Here is a 20,589-nt window from a genome sequence, read left to right as displayed (position 1 = left end):
CTGCCTTCCCACGCGATCCCTCCTGATATGAAAGGACCGTTTTCTCTCTTTTTCTGTCAATTATACCATCCTGCTGGCAAAATGGCACGGGAAACATTTGAAAGCTGCGCGGGATAAAGACAGGAAAGATTAGAATATTGGAAATGGTGAAGCAAGGAATAACAAGACTGTAATTGAAAAGGGAAAAACCAGTGTTTTACCCAACTGATCTTTCCCTTTTCGATTTTTTACCAGGCTTATTCTTCTCCAGGCTTATTCTTCTCCAGCCTTATTCTTCTTAAGCGCTGCCAGTATCACACAGCCAACCACCGATCCGATCACAACCGCGGCAAGATAGCCGAACGGATTTCCGATCGTCGGAAGTACGAAGATACCGCCGTGAGGTGCGCGCAGCGTACAGTTCAATGCCATGGAAAGCCCGCCTGCCACGGCCGAACCGATGATACAGGACGGAATCACGCGCAGCGGATCTGATGCCGCAAACGGTATGGCGCCCTCGGATATAAAGGACAGGCCCATGATATAGTTTACCAGACCGGACTGGCGTTCCTTCTTCGTAAATTTCTTCTTAAAAAATGTGCTGCACAATGCGATCGCAATGGGAGGAACCATGCCGCCCGCCATAACCGCTGCCATAATATCGAAGTTTCCTTCCGCCAGCTGCGCCGTGCCGAACACGTATGCCGCCTTATTGACCGGGCCGCCCATATCTACGGACATCATGCCGCCGACAACGGCTCCGAGGATCACCTTGCTGGTGCCGCCCATGCCGTTTAAGAAATGAGTCAGACCGTCATTGATCGCGCCAACGAACGGATTGATAAATGTCGTTGCCACCGCGACCAGGAAAATGCCCAGCAGTGGATATAAGAGAACCGGTTTGATGCCTTCCAGAGATTTCGGAAGCTTTTTAAATACTTTCTTTAACAGGACAACAATATAACCGCCGATAAAACCAGCCAGAAGCGCGCCTAAAAATCCTGAGTTCACGTCCCCGCCTGCCGGATTCATGAACGTGGCTCCCATCTTTGCCACCATGCCGCCTACGAAACCAACCGCCAGACCGGGACGGTCCGCGATACTCATGGCGATATAACCGGCCAGAACCGGAAGCATCATGCCAAATGCCTGCTCGCCGATCGTCTTTAAATAGGCCGCTATCGGTGTATTCTTACCAAAATTAGCCGGATTGATGGAATAATCATCGAACAGGAACGCCAGGGCGATTAAAAGTCCGCCGCCGATCACGAACGGAAGCATATGAGAGACGCCGTTCATCAGATGTTTATAAATGGTGTGGCCGATGCCCTCGCTCTCCCCGCCCTCCTCTGAAGCAGCGGCACCTGTATGGTGGTAGACAGGAGCTTCGCCGCTCACAGCCTTTTTAATCAGTTCCTCACCTTTTTGAATTCCGTCGGAGACAGAGGCCTTCACTACGTGTTTACCATCAAAACGGGCCATATCCACATTCTTGTCTGCCGCGATGATGATTCCGTCGGCAGCGGCGATCTCTTCCTTTGTCAGAACGTTGGCCGCACCCTCGGCTCCATTGGTCTCCGATTTTACAGGAATACCAAGCTTCTTTCCCAGCTGCTCCAGATTCTCAGCCGCCATAAAGGTGTGGGCGATACCGGTAGGACACGCGGTCACTGCAAGGACACGGTATCCGGCTGCGCTCTTTAAAGGCTCCTGAACCTTCGGCGCCGCATCCTCCGCTTTTTTCTCCTCTTTCCGCACTTTCTTCTCATAGCGCTCGGATTCCTTGTCGTCGATCAGCTTTAAAAACTCTTCTTTTGACTCCGCATGGATCAAATCATTCTTAAAGTCGGGATCCATAAGAAGCGTGGACAGACGGGACAGCGCTTCCAGATGAACATCCGCTTCGCCCTCAGGCGCCGCAATCATGAAGATTAAATTGGCCAGAGAACCGTCAAACGCTTCGTAATCCACGCCGTCAGGCACCACCATGGCTGCCAGTCCCGGCTCCTTAACCGCGGCCACCTTGGCGTGAGGAATCGCAATCCCCTCCCCTACCGCAGTGCTACCCAGCGCCTCGCGGGCCAGAATGCCTTCTTTATAGCCGGCTTTGTCGTTCAGCCTTCCGCCTGCCGCCATCAGACCGATCAGCTTATCTATGGCCTCTTCCTTGCCAGAGACTTTTACACCGAGCTCGATGCTTTCTTTTTTCAATAATTCCGTTATTCTCATCTCAGAACCCCTCCTATCGTAATTCCTCATAAAGTTTCATAATATCTTCCTTACAGGCCAGCCCCTCGGAAAATGCGCTGGCGCTTCCGCAGGCACTTCCAAGCCTTAAAGCGTGCTCGTAATTTCCATTTTCCAGATATCCGGCGATGAATCCCGCCACCATGGAATCTCCGGCGCCCACAGAATTCTTCACCGTTCCCTTTGGAACTCCCATGGAAAATACCGCTCCATTTTCAGCAATTAAGACGGCTCCGTCCCCCGCCATGGAGACCAGCACGTTCACCGCGCCCTTTTCCTGCAGCTGTCTGGCGTAATATATGATTTCCTCCTCATCCTTTGGCACCGTACCGAACATCTCGCCCAGCTCATGGTTATTCGGTTTAATCATAAATGGATGATAGGAAAGGACATTCATCAGCAAATCCTTCGTCGCATCCACCACGATGCGGATGCCCCTTCCGTCTAACCGCTCCATGATCCGCTCATAGATTCCGTCGTCGATGGAATGCGGGATGCTTCCCGACAGGACTAAGACATCGTCCGCCCTCAGCTTCTCAAGCTTTTCAAAAAGCTTTTCCACATCCGCTTCGGTAATCTCCGGGCCGGTGCCGTTGATCTCCGATTCCTCTTCCGATCTAAGCTTTACGTTGATTCTGGACATACCGTTCTCCACCCGGATAAAATCGGACTGGAATCCCAGATTTTTCACTCCCCGTTCAATCTCGTCTCCCGTAAATCCGGCCACAAACCCGAGCGCGGTACTCCCAAAGCCCAGCGTCTTCAGTACCGCCGATACATTGATGCCCTTGCCCCCATAATAAATGTCTTCCTGCACGGTTCTGTTGACCATTCCCAGCGTGAAGTGATTTACTTTTACTACATAATCCAAAGCCGGATTAAATGTCACTGTGTAAATCATATGTCACCTCTCCTCATTATTATAAAATTTTATTTCTTCCCTCTGCTATACTATATTATGATTTAGTATTTTCGTCAATACATTTTCACAAGAAATATTATTTCTTGTAGAGTTTCGTCAATTTCCATAAATGCCCAGTCCATTTTCCCCGTTTCCCCGCGTGTTTTTTGTACTTTTTTACTATGTATTTTTCCAATAATTGCTGATTTCATGCATCATCGTTTGTTTCATTTTATGAGGGCGGGATTTTCCTGTCATGGGAACAATATTTTCCTTCCACGAAAAAAACAGGAGCCAATGTCCGGTACGGCATGTTCACCGTATGCTTCCTGACACTCACTCCTGTTTTTAATGCTTGTTGGAAAAGATAGATGGTATATCCATATTTTTCGTATAATCCCGTTTCGCCGGATCAGTTATTCTTGTCCTCGGAAATCGCGATCTCATGGCGTCGGATATGGTCGTATGAATCCTTCTTGCTCACAGCCAGGAACAGATAGAGAATCTCGACCACCATAGTGGCCGATACCCGTGAGAAGCAGAACTCACCCAAAAGCAGCTTCTCCCTGGTCGCCGTTGTGATGTGGTAATCGCTGGCCTGACCCAGCGGCGAGGCGGCGTTGTTGGTGATCGCAATCATCTTGCAGTGATTCTCCTTCGCCACCGCGGTGAGCGTCATCAGCCGTTTGGAAAAACCGGAGTTGGATATGATGATCACCACATCTTCCGGCCCCATATTGCAGGTAAACGCCATCTGTGTCTCCCAGATCGTACCCGATACCGCCTGAATGCCCAGCTGATTGAACTTAAAAGCGCCGTCTAAGGCAACCGGAATCGTATTCCCCACAGCCACCAGCTGCACCGTGCGGGCATGTTCAATCAGTTCCAGAATCTTTCCCAGCTGAACCGGGTCCATCATGGACACCGTCTGTGTCAGCTCCGCCGCCTTGTTGGCCAGGATATTCTGGAGGGACTGCGCAATATTATCGCGGCTGATATCGTTGGATACCTCCACGGATTTCCCGCGTTCCTCCGCCACCTCCTTCGCCAGAGTAATCTTTAAATGATGAAAACCGTTAAATCCGCAGCGCCTGCAAAAACGCGATACCGTCGCGTCGCTGGTTCCGCTTGCCAAAGCCAGCTCCGCGACAGTCATATCGATGATTTCATTTTTGTGCTCCAGTATATAATCTGCAATCTTCTTTTCCGCCTCAAAAAAGGTATCGTAAGAAGAACACAGGACTCCTGAAACGTTGATATGATCCTGCATGGCTCCTCTTCCTCCGTTCCTGTCACGCATGTAATTTTATTTCATCATTATAGCACGATATGAAATAATTTGTAAAGGAAGTTTTTACCACTCTCCCGGGAAATCCCACGTATTGTGATCCTTCCTGGTATCGCGCAGAATATCGTCGATCTCCTCGAACATCCGGCTGTCCGGAAGGTTACGCTCCCATAAGCGGAATGCCTCATCTGATTTTATCTCTTTCACGTCGATGGGCGTCCCGGCGCAGTAATCACGGTTCAGCTGGCCGTACAGCTCCGCCATCCCCCGCATCTGCTCCTCCGGCAGACTGCTCATCTTCTTATAGATCTGCTGGCTTATCACGCCCACCAGGAAATCGGTTCCGTACTCCTTAAAATTCAGCAAGTTTTCATCGGTCAGGCCGTGAGCCGCCGCGTAACGCTCCACATCCGCTTCCTTCGTCGTATAGCGAAGCTGCCCGCCGTCTCCCCATGACAGGATTCCGTACTGGCAGGGCGGAATGGCAAATGAGTCCGCCACGATCTCACTGATATGGTAAGCATCCTCCGGTTCTCCCGGCTCAGGCTTGTATTTCTTGGTCCGCTGCAGATGCAGGTGTCCGCTGATGAAGACCGGCACACGGTACCGTTCCAGCAGTTTTATAACCTCATCGCTGTTTTCAAGGGTGCAGTCCACAGGATACAGAATACTCTCCTTCAGCAGGTTGTGATGGGCAATGGGAATTACCGAGATCCCCAGTTCCTTTGCAGATTCCAACTGCTCCTCCATCCATTTGACGGTGGTACTCCGTATTCTTCCTCCCACCAGGTTCACCGGCTCATACTGGGCGGAATCCAGCATCATCAGCCAGTTTTTCTCGTCAAGCTCACAGATATAGCTTAAGGAGGTCTCATCTCTGCTGATCGCCTGGTCGTATCCAAATTCATGGTAAATGTCCAGGAATTCCTCCGCGCTGACCGATTCCGCCGCCTCCCTCACCGCTCCGAAATAGGAGGCAGCGTTGGGATTATTAATATCGTGATTTCCCGGAATCACGAGGACCCGCACGCCCTGGTCCGCAAGCACCTTCAGCTTTTCCGCAAGCGCCTCATGAGCCCCCTTCTCACCGTTCAATGTTAAATCACCGCTCAGAATCACGGCATCGGGCCGGGTCTCCGTCATCTCTTCCGTAAACACATCCATCAGCTGGGAAATATAAGGAACCAGCTTTCCATCGTCCCGCTCCACCATCTCGTCGAACGCCTCGCCGTAATCGGTCATGGATGGGGCGAAATAATGGATATCAGAGACCGTTACTATGGAAGGCGGCCGATACTCTTCCACCGGCAGTTCTTCCTCTATCTCCGGCCGGACCGTCTCTGTGCGGCCTCCGTACCATCTCCCGCTTTCGTCCTGCTGCCTGCTTTCTTCCTGTGTCTCCGCCTCCGATGGCGTCGCTTCCGCGCTCTCGCTCTCCTCCTCTTCACGTTCCTCTTCCTGCGATTCTCCGGTCTGCACCATCGTCGTCTCGCTGCTGCTTTCTCTGCCCGGTTTTGTCGGTGAGGATATCTTTCCCACAAACCAGACGATGCCGAGGCACATAGCAATGAGTCCCGCGTAAATCAGGATCATCAGCCAGTTTTTCTTCCCTTTACTCATATAACGTCACAATTATGTACCTTTCTATCCAGTCACTCGATGTCCACGGGAATCATACCATACGATCGCTCAGTCAGCAGCAAATTTCCCCGCTTCCCGGCTCTCCTCTCACAGATCAAGCGCCCTCTCATAAACCTTCCGCACTTTGTCCACGGTCGGCACACCCTCATGCACCTTTACTCCATCCACGAAATACGTCGGTACATACCAGTAGTCCAGGGAATCCGCAAACGCCTTCTCCCTGTTCTCATCCACAATTTTCACCTCGACTGCCTGAAACTCCGGCCGCTCCGCTTTCAGTTCATCCATCATGCGCAGTGCCTGCCGGCAGTAAGGGCACGATTCCTGAATCATCATCAGTACCTTTTTCATCTGTATTCCATCCTTTCTGGTTCTTTCCTTTCTGGCCGTTCCTTTCTGAATATCTGCAATCAATTCCTGCTTTCTCATACTGATTCACTATTTTATCATTATTTCTTCTGCATATCAATACACAAGATTCAAATACACCGCTGCCGCGCACATCCCCCTTTCCTGTGACATGAAAAGCCGCCTCTGTCATGCGGTAACAGAGGCGGTTCTCATAGGAGCCATGATTCCTTCACGGGTCAATGAAGGAAAACCCAGAGGGTTAATGTATACCGTTCGTACTAAATTCGTGAAAGACCTCGTTAAGTACTCAGGTATGGCTCGCACTAAGTTCGTGAAAGACCTCACTAAGTGCTCACAGTATAGAATATTCACATGCAGTTAGTGTTTGCTAACTGAATATATATTAGCATATGCTAACTAAAAATGCAACCACTTTTTTGAGAGAATTCCTCATTTCCAGTTAATACCATCTTGTCATGGGCAGCTCGTTATTTACGCCCTTGGAGACAAGGATCTGATGAAGGTCGATGATACCGTTGTGGAAGGTCGCGGCACAGGAGCTTAAATAGAGTTCCCACATTCTCGCAAACTCTGTCCCCATCTTCTCCTCCACCTCCTGCCTGTGGCCGCTGAAGTTTTGTTCCCAGCAACGCAGGGTCTTATAGTAGTGACGTCTTAAGCTTTCCACATCCAGAGTGTAGAACCGGTAGTCGCCGAATAAATGGATTATTTCCCGAAGGCTCGGCACCATGCCGCCCGGAAAGATATATTTCTTGATCCACGGGTCCCCCGGATACTCTTTGAGCGCGCTGATATAGTGAAGCAGAAGGAGCCCGCCCGGCTTTAACACGGAATCCACATTTTTTACGAACAGCTCGTAATTCGCCCGCCCCACGTGCTCCAGCATCCCGACGCTGACCACCCGGTCGAACTGTCTGCCGCTCTTCTCCAGCTCGCGGTAATCCATCCGCGCTACCTCAATCTGTCCCGTCAATCCCTCTTTTTCGATCCGCTCTTCGAATTCCTTCTGCTGTTCGTGGCTTAAGGTGATTCCCAGTCCCTTTACACCGTACTCCTTCGCAGCCCGGATCAGCAGATACCCCCAGCCGCATCCGATATCGAGCAGGGTCATGTCCTTCTTTAAACAGAGTTTTTCCAGGATACGCTCCACTTTATTGCACTGCGCCTCATATAAGGTGTCGGTCTCATGTTTAAAGTAACCGCAGGAATAGCTCATGGTCTCATCCAGCCACAGGCTGTAAAAATCATTGCCGATGTCATAATGGGAGGTGACTTCCTTCTCCTGATTCTTCTTTGACTGGGATGTAAACATCAGCTTCTTTAATTTGGACCGGTCTGTGGAGAATCGGTCCATCTGTCCCAAAAATGAGTCCAGAGCCTCGAACAAATCCCCCTCCACCTCTAAATTTCCCTTCATATAAGCCTCGCCCAGCGCCAGGGAGGTGCTCGTCAAAAGCTCTTTCCCCTCGATATCCTCTTTTAAATCCACCACAAAGGTCGGATTTCCATTTCCGATATGATGGGTTTTCCCATGGAGCTTCACATCAAACGGGTGCTCGTCAAATCGCTGTAAAAAAGAAATCATAAAATTATCTGTCATGGTCTTCATGTGCAGTTCCTCCATATTACCGTTTACTCTCAAATTTTCAATCTTTTGTCACTGTCTTTCTAAGAATTCTTTCCAGTTTTTCAGGATTTCATAAGTAAACCTGTAAAGTTAAGGAATTTTGGCTCCTCGATTTGCAACATCATACAAGACTTTTTTACTTTATTGTGATAAAATCAAAAAAGTTTGAAAGGAGCACGCCATGACAACATCTCAGGAACAACGCCATATATTCTACGACAGCTGTCTCGGTATCGAGGCATACCAGCTGAGCGGCATCGTACAGAAATTCCCCAATCATTTTCACGAATGCTACGTCATCGGCTTTATAGAAGGCGGCTGCCGACATCTGTGGTGCCGCGGATCCGAGTACGATCTATCGAGGGGGGATTTGATCCTCTTTAATCCCAAAGACAACCACTTCTGTTCTCCCATGAACGGAGAGCTGCTGGACTACAGAGCGCTAAACATACCCGTGCCGGTCATGAAAAAGGCGGCCGCCGACATCACGGGAAAAGAATTTGTCCCACAATTCACCGTAAATGTAGTCTATCACAGCGATATCACCACATCGCTGGCCGATGTCTACAATGCCATTGTAACCGACGCGTCCCCCTTTGAAAAAGAGGAAGCATTCTTTTTCCTGCTGGAGCAGATCCTTAAGGAGCACAGCGCTCCTTACGAAGAGCATAACGGAGTCTTTTTGGACAGCGCCATCGCCGATACGTGTGAATATCTAAAGGAACACTATTCCGAAAATATCACGCTGGAAGAGCTAACCGAACAGATTCATCTGAGCAAATCGTGGCTGCTCCATACTTTTACGAAGCAGACGGGAGTATCCCCGTACCGCTATCTCCAGTCCATCCGCTTAGAAGAGGCGAAGAAGCTGTTGGAGCAGGCGGTACCTCCCATCGACGCGGCCGCCAGGGCCGGTTTCACCGACCAGAGTCATTTCACCCGTTTTTTTAAGGATTTCACAGGGCTGACTCCGAAGCAGTATCAGAAAATATTTACAGAATCCGGCAGGGACACCACCGCCGGCACGGAGGAATAAACAAATGTCAGAAAAGTCTAACATGACGGGCCATCTTGCGGCCGCCGTCACCATCTTCATCTGGGGAACCACCTTTATCTCAACCAAGGTTCTGCTGGTATCCTTTACACCGCTGGAAATCCTGTTTTTCCGCTTTCTTATCGGATACGCAGCGCTGTGGATCGCAGCCCCCCGCCTCCTCCATACCGGAGACAGAAAAGCGGAGCTGCTCTTCGCAGCGGCCGGCCTCTGCGGCGTCACCCTCTATTTCCTCATGGAAAACTTCGCACTGACCCTGACCCAGGCAGCCAACGTAAGCATTATCATCTCCGTGGCCCCGTTCTTCACCAGCCTCTTCGACTGGCTGTTCATGAAGGGAGAAAAGCCCGGGCGCCGTTTCTTAACCGGCTTCGCGGCGGCCATGCTTGGAATCTCCCTCTTAAGCTTCCAGAAGGATACCGGCGTACAGCTAAGCCCCAAAGGAGATTTCCTGGCCCTGGCGGCGGCCATCACCTGGGCGGCCTACTCCATACTCACGAAAAAGATCGGAAGCTATGGGTACGGAACCATCGAGAGCACCCGCAGAACCTTTTTCTACGGCCTCCTCTTCATGGTACCGGCGCTGTTCTTCCTGCCTTTCCGGATCGCTCCGGCTCGTTTCATGCTGATGCAGAACGCACTCAATATTCTCTTCCTGGGATTCGGCGCTTCCGCGCTCTGCTTTGTCACCTGGAACTTCGCAGTACGGGCTCTGGGCTCCGTAAAGACGAGTGTCTACATTTACGCGGTTCCGGTGATTACGGTGATCACGTCCTTAATCTTCCTGCATGAGGTTATCACCTGGCAGTCCGTATGCGGAATCGTGCTGACGCTGGCCGGGCTCATGATCTCAGAGAGCCGGTTCCCATTAAAACAGTCCTCCCGAAAACCTTCGGTTGACATCGGTATGGACAGACCTTAAAATGAAGGTAACGGATCAGATAAACTGATCAAACCTGTCATTACAAAGGAGAATCTGCCCCATGATAAATATCCGCTTACTGACTGCCACGCGGCCGCTGTTGCCTGCTGTACTGACGGCTGCAGCCTAAAGACCCGCTCTATCTTGGCAATAATGCCATTGTTCTGAAACCGACAAGGCCGGAACGGACTTACGTAGAGATGCGATATGGCGTAAAAGCGTTCCTGTTCGGGGAACGCTGCTTTATCGACTGCCCCACGCCCAGTTATACTACGGCCCGGCACAGAGAACTGACGGAGATGAAACTGGGAGATCTGCTGGCCGGAGATGAGGTGACGATCGATCGGGAGCGAAGTGAAGAAGGCCGGAAACGGCAGCGCTTCCGCCGAAAAGATACAGCTGATGACTCAGCGCATGCCTGCAGAGAATCCGTCCGAGGAGAGGTCCGGAGAGTCTGGCGGCGGCTCCGACAGCGGCGGCTCCGACAGCGGCAGCTCTGGCAGCGGCAGCTCCGGCAGCGGCAGTTCCGGCAGCGGCGGCTCCGACAGCGGCAGCTCCGGCAGCCCCCGTCAAGCAGGCGCGAATGCCGAAATCCCCGGCAGCCGGGCCGCGTCCCTGGAAGAATCGGACTATAAAGGCTTTGCCAAACAGATTCAGCATATTTTCTCGCAGCGCGATATCGAAGCGCTGGCTCAGCTCTGCGCCTATCCCGTTTACGTGACGACAGAAGCCAACACGGAGGGGCTGGATGTTGCAGATGCCGCCGGTCTGAAGGCCCAGAAGGACGACATTTTTACAGACGCCATGCTTCAGGCGGTCGCCGGTGTCGATCCCGATCGTCTGACACCGTCACAGGCTGGCATCTTCGTAGGCAGCGAATCCGGATCGCCCGGTCTCTTCTTTTCCTTAGCGGAAGACGGATATTTGAAAATTATGGGCATTAACGCAGAGGTACTCAGTCAATAGGAATGAAACACAGGGGAACCGGAACAGACGGTTCCCTTTTTTGTGTAATAGGAACGTGCTCCGCGCTAAGGAAGTATGGCCGCTGAAGCAGCCGCGCTCCGGCGCGAGAGTCCGGCGAGCCGGACTCTTTATTCTACATCAAAATCATTTTCTGGGGAGACAATATGCAACACTTTCCCAAATCTGTTGTTTAAGCAACAGTTTCTCCAATCTGTTGCTTGATATTTGAAGGAAATCTGCTTAAACTTGGACTCAAATTCAAACCATCGGACAGTTTCCGGCGGCGGATCAGGGAGGAATGAATATGTATAAGCAGTTAAAGGAACTCGTCACCCAGTATGTGGATGTCAGCCCGGAATCCATCACCAGAGATTCCCGCTTCGTTGAAGACTTAGAATTTGATTCTCTGGATTTTATAGCGATGATCGGAGACATCGAAGAGCACTTTCAGATTGAAATGGACATCAGTGATTTACTTGAGATTACAACTGTAGGAGACGCACTGAACTATATCGAACATTACGCCGTATCACAAAAGACAAACGCTTCTGCAGCGTATGAGTAACTGCAGATATTGAAAGAAGAGGTTTCGGGAGTATCATTCCCGTAACCTCTTCTTTACTGACTTCTGCTATTCTCACAGAATATCCTTTATCCCATTTAGAAATACGCTGCTGATAAATCCGGCCACAACCTCGGGAGAGCTTTCAAAATCCTCTTTCATCCACTTATGCAGGACGCCCACCACGCCTCCGATGGAATAGGCAACCGCATACTCACGGCTCTGCTTGTCGCCGTCATTCTCCTTCCCTGATAATCCCGCCATGTATTCCGAGATCATCTTCAGAAGCTTTTTGATAAACCGGCTCTCCTGGCCATTGGTCAACACGCAGTATACGGTCCGGTTTTCATAGATATACTGACAGAAACACTCAAAATAGCGGCGGCTGACATCCTCTTCCCTGTTCGGATGGAAGCCCCGCATCATTTCCAGCACATGCTCCATGACTCCATCCTCGATCTGTTCCAGCAGATCATAGATATCCTGGTAATGGTGGTAGAACGTACAGCGGTTGATCCCCGCCCGTTCCGTCAAATCCCTGATCGTAATCCGGTCGACGGATTTGACCTTCAAAAGCTCTAAAAATGCCTCCTGCAGAAGCCTGTCCGTTCTGCTGTAACGCAAGTCCTTTTTCTCACCGTTCAAGGCCGCTCCTCCTGTTCTGCCAGACGAATTTCCCCTTCCCCCGATACACAGGCCGATAACACATACCCCCCTGCCAGAATCCACTGACGGAACTTCCATCCGGTCTTTTCACATGTGATTCCCCCGTCATCACCAATTTGAAAGGAAATGTCCTGCAGAGGCACAGTAATACCGCATCCCATCGCTTTCACGCAGCTTTCCTTCAGAGTCCAGAACCGGAAGAACAGCTCCTCCCGCCCGGCTTCTCCCGCTGCCTCCATCTGTCGGAGTTCCGTCTCAGAAAGCACTCTCTTTAAAAGCGGCTCCCGGTACGGCCGCACATATTCCACGTCGATTCCCACGGAACAATCCCCGACGGCAAGCACAGCCAGTCCCATACAGTGGCTGATATTGAACTGAATCTGCGGATACTCCCTTAAGTATGGCTTTCCATGCGCTCCCTCCATCAGATCCGGCTTCCGGCCATCTCCACAGTCAATCCCATACTGCTCCCTTAAGGCTCTCCGCAGGAGCAGAAGTCCCTGCTCATGCTCAGTCTCCCTCTTATTGCCCCCTGTCCCCGGTTCAAAAAAAGCGCGATAAATCCAGACCATACTGCCTCCAACTTCTGTATTTCAACCAATTTTCCTTTCATTTTACCATAGTCTGCGGCAAATGTCACATTGAAATACAGATGCAGCCTTCACTCAGCCGCATTCATCAGGACGATCCATAAAAAGAACGGCAGGCAGAAGCCGCCTCTTCCATTCCGTTTTACAGGAACCAGGAGATGTCTTCTGTCAGCCGTTCTCTTTATTTTCTTAATTTACTGGCCGCATTTTACCGTTTGATGCAGAATGCATTTCTTCCAGGGTAAACAGCCGTCTCGCCCAGCTCTTCCTCAATTCTGAGAAGCTGGTTATACTTCGCCACACGCTCACTTCTGCTGGGCGCGCCCGTCTTAATCTGGCACGTATTAAGAGCCACCGCAAGGTCTGCAATGGTCGTGTCCTCCGTCTCACCCGAACGATGGGAAGCGATCGCCGTATATCCGGCCTTGTGAGCCATCTTGATGGCCTCTAACGTCTCCGACACGGAGCCGATCTGATTTAACTTGATCAGAATGGAATTGCCGCATCCGGAATCGATTCCCTTCTTCAGTCTCTCTGTATTGGTTACGAAAAGGTCGTCGCCGACCAGCTGTACTTTGCTGCCCAGAGAGGCCGTCAGCTTCTTCCAGCCTTCCCAGTCCTCCTCGTCGAGAGCGTCCTCGATGGACCAGATCGGGTACTTCTCACAGAGCTGTTTCCAGTGTCCGATCAGTTCCTCCGAAGTAAAATGCTTCTTGCATTTCGGAAGCAGGTACTCGCCCTTCTTTCCGCTCTTCCACTCACTGGAAGCCGCATCCATAGCCAGAACGAAATCATGTCCCGGTTCATATCCGGCGCGTTTTACCGCCTCTAAGATCAGCTCGATGGCTTCCTCGTCGCTTCCTAAGTCCGGAGCGAAGCCACCCTCGTCACCGACAGAGGTAGCCAGGCCTTTCTCTTTTAAAATAGACGCCAGACAGTGGAATACCTCGGTACACCAGCGGAGTCCCTCACGGAATGTGGGAGCACCGACCGGCATAATCATGAATTCCTGTACATCAACGGTATTCGCCGCATGAGCGCCGCCGTTTAAGATATTCATCATCGGCACCGGAAGCCTGTTTCCTGAGATTCCGCCCAGAAAACGGTATAACGGGATTCCCATGGATATAGACGCGGCCCGCGCGCAGGCGATGGAGACCGCCAGAATGCTGTTGGCGCCCAGCTTTGATTTGTCCTTCGTTCCGTCCGCCTGGATCATGGCGTGATCGACCGCGTAAATATCCGACGCATCCATGCCTGTCAGGACACCGGATATGACCGTATTGATATTTTCGACAGCCTTCCTGACGCCTTTTCCGCCAAAACGTTTCTTATCTTTATCTCTCAGCTCCAGAGCCTCAAATTCACCGGTAGACGCACCACTCGGCGCCGCGCCTCTTCCGATGGTTCCGTCAGCGAGCCATACCTCTGCCTCCACGGTCGGATTTCCCCTTGAGTCAATGATTTCCCGTCCGATAACCTTTTCTATTTCCAGATAGTCCATATTCATTCTCCTTTCATCTGCCCGTTCCTTTTAGGATTCCTCCAGAACCGTCAGCAGATCATCCACTGTTTTTCTGCCGAATACCACCTTTCTGTCATTGATGATGGTACACGGCACACTCATAATCTGATACTTTTCTTTCATCTCCGGATAATGGGCCAGATCGAAGACCCACGCCTCCACACCATCATGTTCCGCGGCGATTCTGCCCGCCGCCATAACCGTGGCCGGACACATGGTACAGGACAGGGAGACCGCAATCTTTATATTCACCGGTCCCTTCAGCTTCCCGATCCGGGTTCTCTCTTCGTCCGTAATCGGCTGCCCCGGCCCGGCCGCATTATAGATTGCGAGAACAAAGGAATTGAACTCATGGCCGCCCGGAACCGCATAGAAGCGAATCCCGGTCTCATCTCCGTTCTCCTTTAAGATGCGGAGCACCGGATACTCTTCATCCTCTTTGCCCTTATCCGATTCACGGCGGGATCTGCATTCCACCATATCCGAAATATCGCCGAATTCTTCAAGAAACTGCTCCATTTCATCCGCCATGGGACTGCCGTCGAGGACACCCTCAACGACTATTCTATTCTGAAGCCCGGAAAATAAGTCCGCAAGCTGGGATTTCATCTCCCCGGTAATCAATACACCGTCGTTTAAGTCAGAAACAGAGGCGTGTTCCACATTCTTTGTCCGCTTTTCTTCTATATCCGCTTTCCATCCGGCCAGCTCCGTTTTTTCGTATGTCTCCGAAACGTACCGTTCCAGGGAAGTCGCGGCCACGGCTCCATCCGAGACAGCGGTCACCACCTGACGCAAATTCTTTACGCAGACATCCCCGGCCGCGTATACGCCCTCCACACTCGTCTTCTGGTCCCGGTCGGTGATGATATAGCCCTGTCCATCCAGCTCCACCAGACCCTTCAGCCATTTCGTATCCGGGACGTATCCGGCAAATACAAAAATCCCGAAGGAGGTTCCTTCCGGTGCTTCGTAGCTCCACTCCTTCCCGGATGCGTTGTCCTTAAAACGAGCGCGCCGAAGCAGTCCGTCTCCAGCCGCCTCTAAAATCTCCGTTTCGTAGTGTACCTCGATCTTCTCATGTTTTTTCGCCTTGTCCGCTACGGCCTTCGCACAGGTGAAATCTTCCTCACGGACGATGATCGTAACCTTTCTCGCGTACTTCGTCAGGAATACAGCCTCTTCCGCCGCCGCAAATCCTCCGCCGATGACGAAGACATCCATTCCCGTGAAAAATTCACCGTCACAGGTAGCACAGTAGGCAACGCCGCGCCCCTGATATTCCCGTTCGCCCGCAAAGCCCAGCTTTCTGGGATTGGCTCCCACCGCCAGAACGATGCCGGGAGCCTGGTACTCTCCCTTGTCGGTCTTCACCGTCTTGATCTCCCCGGCCAGATCGATCCCCTTAACCTCAGCCATGGCAAATTCCGCGCCAAAGGCTTCCGCCTGTCTTCTCATCTGTTCCGTCAGCTCGGTGCCGTTCGTCTTCTCCACGCCGGGATAATTGACGATCTCCGATGTAATGGTGATCTGTCCTCCCATTTTCTCCTTTTCCAGGACGAGGACCCGGTATTTTGCCCTCGCCGCGTAGAGGGCGGCCGATAATCCGGCCGGCCCCGCTCCCACGACGATGACGTCATACTGCCCAGTCATATTACAGAAGCCCAACCAGGTCCAGGCTTGGCTTTAACGTCTCAGCACCCGGTTTCCATTTAGCCGGGCAAACCTCGTCGCCATGCTCCGCCACAAACTGGGAAGCCTGCACTCTGCGGAAGAGCTCATCGGCATTTCTGCCCACATTTCCGGCGATCACTTCATAGGCCACGATCCTGCCTTCCGGATTGACAATAAAGGAACCGCGCTCCGCCAGGCCATTCTCTTCGATCATCACATCAAAGTCGCGGGCCAGTGTGCCGGTCGGATCCGCCAGCATCGGATACTGAATCTTCTTAATGGTCTTCGATACGTCATGCCATGCCTTATGCACGAAATGAGTATCGCAGGAGACGCTGTAAATCTCGCATCCGATCTTCTTGAAGTCCTCATACTTATCCGCCAGATCCTCAAGCTCCGTCGGGCACACAAAGGTAAAGTCCGCAGGATAGAAGAAAAATACAGCCCATTTTCCCAGTACATCCTCCTTTGTTACCTCTTTAAATTCATTATTTACAAAACTCTGTACTTTAAACTCTCCGATTTCTTTTCCAATTAACGACATAATTTTTATGTCTCCTTTCTGCCAATTTATCCATAAGTAATATGGTTCATTTATAGGGAAATTATAAGTTAGTTTCATCTAACTTATAGGAACATTATAGCATCCAGGGATTGGGAAAGTCAATAATCAGTATTGATTATTATTATCATTTTATCATACTGAAATTTGGATATATTTTCTATTATAAAGAAACATCACCACCGCCATCGCGCAGATCATCACATACCCCAGCACGCTGAACCGGTCCGGTACCTGGCCGAATATAACAAAGCCCAGTACGGCGGAAAAGATGATCTGGGAATAATCGTAGACCGAGATCTCCCTGGCCGGGGCATGGCAGTACGCCGCGGTAATCGCAAACTGGCCGCCCGCCGCCGCAAGGCCTGCCAGCAGCAGAAATCCCAGCTGTGCCCACGTCATCCCATGGAACCGCACCAGAAGGTAGGGAAGCGTCACCAGACAGGAGAATCCGGAGAAGAAACAGACGATAAACGGCCCCTTCTCCCCACGGATCCCCAGCGACCGCACAAAGGTATAGGCGGCTCCCGCACTCATGCCTCCCAGCAGCCCGATCAGAGCCGGTACAAGCTCCATGTTGAGAGGAGACGGTTTGATGATAAAGAGGCTTCCGGCAAATGCGCCTGCCACGATGACTGCCTGAGCCGGCTTTACCTTTTCCTTTAAAATCAGAAAGCTGAACAGAATCGCAAAAAACGGCGACATCTTATTAAGCATGGAGGCGTCTGCCAGCACCAGATGATCCACCGCATAAAAATTACAGAGAATTCCGATGGTACCGAACGTGGAACGCAGAATCAGCTGCCACAGATTCTCCTTCTTACCGGAAAAGCCCACGTGATCCCGTTTCATCAGAATGAGTGCAAAGAAAAATGCCACCAGATTCCGGAAAAAGCTTTTCTGAATGGACGGCAGATCTCCCGACAGCCTGACAAACAGATTCATCAGCGCGAAGCAGAACGCCGAGCATACGATAAACATAATTCCTTTATAACGCGATTTCATGACCTGCTGCTCCTATTCATTGGAAAGCCAGAAATTAAGCTTATCGTCGCTGTACTCCAGCTTGTAACGCAGTTTTCCAAAGAATTCCTCCAAAGCCGCATACAGCTCCTCGTACTGGCCATCACATCCGCACTCACTCAAAGGCTCAATCCAACAGGACTGTTTTCCGCACGCATCCCGCAGATGAATCCTGAAATTTAAGCACTTCTCCTTCAAAAACGCATCACAGTCCACTACCTCACGAAGCGATATCACATTTTTCATTGTTTTACTTCCTTTCTCTCCTAAAATAATTCAACCGCTTTATAAAAACGCTGCCGCATTTTATAAAACGGTTGAACTTCTTCCCACATTATGACTCCTGATTCTTATACTTCTCCGCCTGTGCGGCAATCAGTTCCATATCATCAAAATAGTTGATCTTCATGGCCCTTTTCACGCCGGCCAGCGTATCCGCAGCCACGCGCTCCGCCTTCTCGCTGCCTTCCTTTAAGATCTGATAGACATAAGGAATGTTGGCCTCGTACTCTTTTCTTCTGGCACGGATCGGGGCCAGCTCCTCCTGAAGAACGCTGTTTAAGAACTTCTTCACCTTCACGTCGCCCAGTCCGCCGCGTTTGTAGTGATCCTTCAGTTCATCCAGATTCTTGTAATCCGGAAGATACTTCTCAAACGCATCTGCCTTACAGAAAGCATCCAGATACGTAAAGACCGTATTGCCCTCGATCTGTCCCGGATCGGAAACCTGAATGTGGTTCGGATCGGTGTACATGCTCATAACCTTCTTCTTCACATCGGCCTCGGTATCGGATAAATAGATGCAGTTGCCCAGAGACTTGCTCATCTTCGCCTTTCCGTCGGTTCCCGGAAGTCTTAAGCAGGCCTGGTTGTCAGGAAGCAGAATCTCCGGCTCCACCAGAGCGTCCCCATAGACAGAGTTGAACTTTCTGACGATCTCTCTCGTCTGTTCGATCATCGGCTCCTGGTCCTCGCCTACCGGCACGGTAGTCGCTTTAAATGCCGTGATATCCGCCGCCTGGCTGATGGGATACGTAAAAAAGCCTACCGGGATGCTGGCTTCAAAATTCCTCATGGCGATCTCCGACTTCACAGTCGGGTTTCTCTGAAGCCTGGCAACAGTAACCAGATTCATATAATAAAAGGACAGCTCCGTCAGTTCCGGAATCTGTGACTGGATAAACAGAGTCGATTTTGCAGGATCAAGGCCGCAGGACAGATAATCCAGAGCCACCTCAATAATATTCTGACGCACCTTCTCCGGGTTGTCCGCATTATCAGTCAAAGCCTGCGCGTCGGCGATCATGATAAATATCTCATCAAACTCACCGGAATTCTGCAGCTCCACCCTGCGTTTTAAGGAGCCCACATAATGGCCGATATGAAGTTTACCCGTTGGCCGGTCCCCCGTCAAAATAATCTTTTTCATGTTGTAATACCTCCAATGTATTTAGCTTTCCCCATTATAGCACAACATGTCTGTCTGTTGCAAGTTTAAATGCCCCTGCGGTTATCTTCGAAGAGGCACGGAAAACGCAGTCTATAAATGAATCCTTCTCCGGTATTCCGCCGGCGACTCGCCATAATACTTCTTATAGCTTTTGCTGAAATAATCGTAATCGCTGTATCCTAAGTTCTCGCAGATCTCAGCCGCCTGGCTTCCCGCCGCCAAAAGCTCCTTCGCCCGCTTCATTCTGCAGTCCAGCAGATAATCCTTAAAGTTATGGCCTGTCTTATCCTTGAATAGAATGCTGATATAGGATGGGGACACGCCCCAGCTCTCCGACAGCGCCTTCAAGGACACGCCGCCCGGGTTATCCCTTATCTGGCTTAAGATATCTCCCAGCAGCGCATCCGACTGCTTCTCATGAAAACACGATATCTCCTGCTGCCTGTCGAACTGCTCTTCCTTTCTGATCTGTATCATTACACGGTTAATCAGCTCCAGCAGCTCATCCTGGGCGACCGGCTTCGTCACATACCCGCTGGCCCCAAGGGAAATGGCCTTTTTCGCATAGGCAAAATCCTCATATCCGCTGATAAATATGATCTTGGAGGCGGCGGAATGCTCCCGGATCTTATCGCTCAGCTCCAGCCCATCCATACCAGGCATACGGATATCAGTCAGAACGATATCGGGAAACCGCCTTGAAACCGTTATCATACTCCAGGCATCCTCCCCGTCGCAGGCCGTGTCGATTTCCGTAATGCCCGGTACCTCAGACAAGAGATACAGAATACCGTCACGGATAAATTTTTCATCCTCTACAATCATCAGATACATCGTCCAAACCTTCCAATCCGATCAGGGGAATGACGACACTGGAAATCACGCCGCCTCCCTTTCTCTCTTCCACAGTCACATGGTACTTCTTTCCGTAAAGCATGGTGAGCCGTTCATTGATATTCTGCAGACCATATCCGCCGTGGTGATAGCGGGCGCCTTCTCTCTGCTTCCCGCACAGCCCCACGCCGTCGTCTTCCACCGTGATCACGATGTCATTTTCCCGGCGGACAAAGGAAATGATGATCGTTCCCGGCCCCCGTTTCGGCTCGATCCCGTGAAGAATGGCGTTTTCCACCAGCGGCTGTACAATCAGCTTCGGGCAGACGCACGGCTTCAATTCCTCGTCCACATGAATCTCAAAATCAATTTCCGCCTTCTTATACTGTTCAATGGTGACATAGCTCTGTATGTGGCGAACCTCGTCTCCCACTGTGTAAAGCTCCTTCCCATGGTTTAAGCTCAGCTTAAAAAAGTCGGAAAGTGACTTCACAATCTTACAGATATCCTGATTGGATGAGCGGTATGACATCCAGTTAATCATATCGAGGGTATTGTACAGAAAATGGGGATTGATCTGCGCCTCGAGGGCTCTTAGGCCCGCCTCCTTCTCCTTGATGCGGGCCTCATAAACCTCGTGAGTCAGACGCTCGATGTTATTGCTCATGGAATTGAACTCATTTCCCAGCATCCCAATCTCATCCGC

Annotated in this window: 20 protein-coding genes; 4 read left to right on the top strand and 16 right to left on the bottom strand. The window is 51.0% G+C overall.

All coding sequences use genetic code 11. From position 1 onward, the window contains the following. Positions 1–252 precede the first annotated feature (252 nt). The 6 genes from ACLTD4_RS03570 to ACLTD4_RS03545 all read right to left on the bottom strand — a co-directional run bounded on the left by ACLTD4_RS03570 (position 253) and on the right by ACLTD4_RS03545 (position 8,037). Positions 253–2,208, bottom strand: a complete 1,956-nt coding sequence (locus ACLTD4_RS03570; RefSeq protein WP_117621583.1) for a fructose-specific PTS transporter subunit EIIC — start codon at positions 2,206–2,208, stop codon at positions 253–255. A gap of 13 nt (positions 2,209–2,221) precedes the next feature. Next, positions 2,222–3,127, bottom strand: a complete 906-nt coding sequence (gene pfkB / locus ACLTD4_RS03565; protein ID WP_117621582.1) for a 1-phosphofructokinase — start codon at positions 3,125–3,127, stop codon at positions 2,222–2,224. Between the two features lie 412 nt (positions 3,128–3,539). Then, entirely contained in the window at positions 3,540–4,397 is an 858-nt protein-coding gene (locus tag ACLTD4_RS03560) for a MurR/RpiR family transcriptional regulator (RefSeq protein ID WP_117621581.1), read from the bottom strand. 84 nt (positions 4,398–4,481) lie between these two features. Next, positions 4,482–6,035, bottom strand: a complete 1,554-nt coding sequence (locus ACLTD4_RS03555) for a metallophosphoesterase (RefSeq protein WP_181991263.1) — start codon at positions 6,033–6,035, stop codon at positions 4,482–4,484. A gap of 108 nt (positions 6,036–6,143) precedes the next feature. After that, a complete protein-coding gene (locus ACLTD4_RS03550; RefSeq protein ID WP_320922021.1) occupies positions 6,144–6,485 on the bottom strand; it encodes a thioredoxin family protein in 342 nt (113 codons plus the stop codon). A gap of 382 nt (positions 6,486–6,867) precedes the next feature. Further along, positions 6,868–8,037: an SAM-dependent methyltransferase gene (locus ACLTD4_RS03545; RefSeq protein ID WP_055657031.1), complete on the bottom strand. Its 1,170-nt coding sequence runs from the start codon at positions 8,035–8,037 to the stop codon at positions 6,868–6,870. Positions 8,038–8,236: 199 nt separating this feature from the next. Here ACLTD4_RS03545 and ACLTD4_RS03540 point away from each other — a divergent pair, with 199 nt between their 5' ends. The 4 genes from ACLTD4_RS03540 to ACLTD4_RS03525 all read left to right on the top strand — a co-directional run bounded on the left by ACLTD4_RS03540 (position 8,237) and on the right by ACLTD4_RS03525 (position 11,562). Beyond that, positions 8,237–9,091 carry an AraC family transcriptional regulator gene (locus ACLTD4_RS03540; protein WP_002603429.1) on the top strand — a complete coding sequence of 285 codons (855 nt, stop codon included), beginning with the start codon at positions 8,237–8,239 and terminating at the stop codon, positions 9,089–9,091. Between the two features lie 4 nt (positions 9,092–9,095). Continuing rightward, the gene (locus ACLTD4_RS03535) at positions 9,096–10,031 is read left to right on the top strand and encodes a DMT family transporter (protein ID WP_055657029.1); all 936 of its coding nucleotides are present in this window, start codon (positions 9,096–9,098) and stop codon (positions 10,029–10,031) included. Between the two features lie 354 nt (positions 10,032–10,385). Then, positions 10,386–10,997 carry a hypothetical protein gene (locus tag ACLTD4_RS03530; protein ID WP_412331134.1) on the top strand — a complete coding sequence of 204 codons (612 nt, stop codon included), beginning with the start codon at positions 10,386–10,388 and terminating at the stop codon, positions 10,995–10,997. 304 nt (positions 10,998–11,301) lie between these two features. Then, positions 11,302–11,562 (top strand): acyl carrier protein, encoded by a 261-nt coding sequence (locus ACLTD4_RS03525; protein WP_055657025.1) that lies wholly within the window; start codon positions 11,302–11,304, stop codon positions 11,560–11,562. Between the two features lie 72 nt (positions 11,563–11,634). On the opposite strand, the gene ACLTD4_RS03520 is transcribed toward ACLTD4_RS03525, so the two are convergent. From ACLTD4_RS03520 to ACLTD4_RS03475, 10 genes are all read right to left on the bottom strand, one after another. Further along, a complete protein-coding gene (locus ACLTD4_RS03520; RefSeq protein WP_117621579.1) occupies positions 11,635–12,204 on the bottom strand; it encodes a TetR/AcrR family transcriptional regulator in 570 nt (189 codons plus the stop codon). Further along, positions 12,201–12,797, bottom strand: coding sequence for a 4'-phosphopantetheinyl transferase family protein (locus tag ACLTD4_RS03515; protein ID WP_117621578.1), 597 nt, complete (start codon positions 12,795–12,797; stop codon positions 12,201–12,203). The genes ACLTD4_RS03520 and ACLTD4_RS03515 overlap by 4 nt, the downstream gene beginning before the upstream one ends. Before the next feature lie 226 nt (positions 12,798–13,023). Beyond that, complete coding sequence (gene eno, locus ACLTD4_RS03510) at positions 13,024–14,319, bottom strand: phosphopyruvate hydratase (protein ID WP_002603423.1); 1,296 nt, start codon at positions 14,317–14,319, stop codon at positions 13,024–13,026. A 30-nt stretch (positions 14,320–14,349) separates the two neighbouring features. Continuing rightward, positions 14,350–15,993, bottom strand: a complete 1,644-nt coding sequence (locus tag ACLTD4_RS03505; protein WP_117621577.1) for an FAD-dependent oxidoreductase — start codon at positions 15,991–15,993, stop codon at positions 14,350–14,352. Position 15,994: 1 nt separating this feature from the next. Next, entirely contained in the window at positions 15,995–16,558 is a 564-nt protein-coding gene (gene ahpC, locus ACLTD4_RS03500; protein WP_055657013.1) for an alkyl hydroperoxide reductase subunit C, read from the bottom strand. A 153-nt stretch (positions 16,559–16,711) separates the two neighbouring features. Beyond that, the gene (locus ACLTD4_RS03495) at positions 16,712–17,581 is read right to left on the bottom strand and encodes a DMT family transporter (protein WP_117621576.1); all 870 of its coding nucleotides are present in this window, start codon (positions 17,579–17,581) and stop codon (positions 16,712–16,714) included. A 12-nt stretch (positions 17,582–17,593) separates the two neighbouring features. Next, positions 17,594–17,845, bottom strand: coding sequence for a hypothetical protein (locus ACLTD4_RS03490; RefSeq protein ID WP_002603419.1), 252 nt, complete (start codon positions 17,843–17,845; stop codon positions 17,594–17,596). A gap of 88 nt (positions 17,846–17,933) precedes the next feature. Further along, positions 17,934–19,028, bottom strand: coding sequence for a tryptophan--tRNA ligase (gene trpS, locus ACLTD4_RS03485; protein ID WP_002603418.1), 1,095 nt, complete (start codon positions 19,026–19,028; stop codon positions 17,934–17,936). Between the two features lie 111 nt (positions 19,029–19,139). Beyond that, entirely contained in the window at positions 19,140–19,883 is a 744-nt protein-coding gene (locus ACLTD4_RS03480) for a response regulator transcription factor (protein ID WP_055657009.1), read from the bottom strand. Continuing rightward, on the bottom strand, positions 19,858–20,589 hold a 732-nt coding region (locus ACLTD4_RS03475), incomplete at its 5' end, for a sensor histidine kinase (RefSeq protein ID WP_412331133.1). The genes ACLTD4_RS03475 and ACLTD4_RS03480, both read right to left, overlap by 26 nt.

This window comes from Hungatella sp. (genome assembly GCF_046966825.1).
This window is presented reverse-complemented; position numbering and strand designations above follow the sequence as displayed.

Coding starts and splice junctions, on each gene's coding strand:
- ACLTD4_RS03570 (WP_117621583.1), bottom strand. CDS start 2,208: ATGAGAATAACGGAATTATTGAAAAAAGAAAGCATCGAGCTCGGTGTA.
- pfkB (WP_117621582.1), bottom strand. CDS start 3,127: ATGATTTACACAGTGACATTTAATCCGGCTTTGGATTATGTAGTAAAA.
- ACLTD4_RS03560 (WP_117621581.1), bottom strand. CDS start 4,397: ATGCAGGATCATATCAACGTTTCAGGAGTCCTGTGTTCTTCTTACGAT.
- ACLTD4_RS03555 (WP_181991263.1), bottom strand. CDS start 6,035: ATGAGTAAAGGGAAGAAAAACTGGCTGATGATCCTGATTTACGCGGGA.
- ACLTD4_RS03550 (WP_320922021.1), bottom strand. CDS start 6,485: ATGAGAAAGCAGGAATTGATTGCAGATATTCAGAAAGGAACGGCCAGA.
- ACLTD4_RS03545 (WP_055657031.1), bottom strand. CDS start 8,037: ATGAAGACCATGACAGATAATTTTATGATTTCTTTTTTACAGCGATTT.
- ACLTD4_RS03540 (WP_002603429.1), top strand. CDS start 8,237: ATGACAACATCTCAGGAACAACGCCATATATTCTACGACAGCTGTCTC.
- ACLTD4_RS03535 (WP_055657029.1), top strand. CDS start 9,096: ATGTCAGAAAAGTCTAACATGACGGGCCATCTTGCGGCCGCCGTCACC.
- ACLTD4_RS03525 (WP_055657025.1), top strand. CDS start 11,302: ATGTATAAGCAGTTAAAGGAACTCGTCACCCAGTATGTGGATGTCAGC.
- ACLTD4_RS03515 (WP_117621578.1), bottom strand. CDS start 12,797: ATGGTCTGGATTTATCGCGCTTTTTTTGAACCGGGGACAGGGGGCAAT.
- eno (WP_002603423.1), bottom strand. CDS start 14,319: ATGGACTATCTGGAAATAGAAAAGGTTATCGGACGGGAAATCATTGAC.
- ACLTD4_RS03505 (WP_117621577.1), bottom strand. CDS start 15,993: ATGACTGGGCAGTATGACGTCATCGTCGTGGGAGCGGGGCCGGCCGGA.
- ahpC (WP_055657013.1), bottom strand. CDS start 16,558: ATGTCGTTAATTGGAAAAGAAATCGGAGAGTTTAAAGTACAGAGTTTT.
- ACLTD4_RS03495 (WP_117621576.1), bottom strand. CDS start 17,581: ATGAAATCGCGTTATAAAGGAATTATGTTTATCGTATGCTCGGCGTTC.
- ACLTD4_RS03490 (WP_002603419.1), bottom strand. CDS start 17,845: ATGAAAAATGTGATATCGCTTCGTGAGGTAGTGGACTGTGATGCGTTT.
- trpS (WP_002603418.1), bottom strand. CDS start 19,028: ATGAAAAAGATTATTTTGACGGGGGACCGGCCAACGGGTAAACTTCAT.
- ACLTD4_RS03480 (WP_055657009.1), bottom strand. CDS start 19,883: ATGTATCTGATGATTGTAGAGGATGAAAAATTTATCCGTGACGGTATT.